Origin of the sequence: Pseudoalteromonas sp. SG43-8, assembly GCF_014164245.1 — a bacterium.
Taxonomy (GTDB): Bacteria; Pseudomonadota; Gammaproteobacteria; order Enterobacterales; family Alteromonadaceae; genus Pseudoalteromonas; species Pseudoalteromonas distincta.
Genome location: NZ_JACJEX010000037.1, coordinates 1 through 403 on the forward strand (window position 1 = coordinate 1; position 403 = coordinate 403).

General features: G+C 40.2%; 1 rRNA gene. It reads right to left on the bottom strand.

The features are described 5' to 3' along the window. Positions 1-4: 4 nt before the first annotated feature. Positions 5-119, bottom strand: a 5S ribosomal RNA gene (rrf, locus tag H5122_RS20015). Positions 120-403: the final 284 nt, after the last annotated feature.

Below are 403 nucleotides of genomic sequence, written 5' to 3' on the forward strand. Positions count from 1 at the left end.
TGAAGCCTGGTAATGTCCTACTTTCACATAGCAAATGCTACACTATCATCGGCGCTGTTTCGTTTCACTACTGAGTTCGGCATGGAGTCAGGTGGGTCCAAAACGCTATTGTCACCAAGCAAATTAGGTGCAAAGAATTAATGACAAGCACGTAGTGCTACCATTTTCTTTGCGCAAGGTGCCTCAATGTTAACGCTACGCGCTAAGAGTCACCTCTTGAATTTGGAAAATATCTGATAATATTTTTTAAATCTTTCTAAGTAATATCTACTTTAGTTATATTAACTTCTGTCTAAACTGTCGCATAAAACGCGTTTGGCGTTGTATGGTTAAGCCTCACGGGTAATTAGTACAAGTTAGCTTAATGGCTCACACCACTTCCACATCTTGCCTATCAACGTTG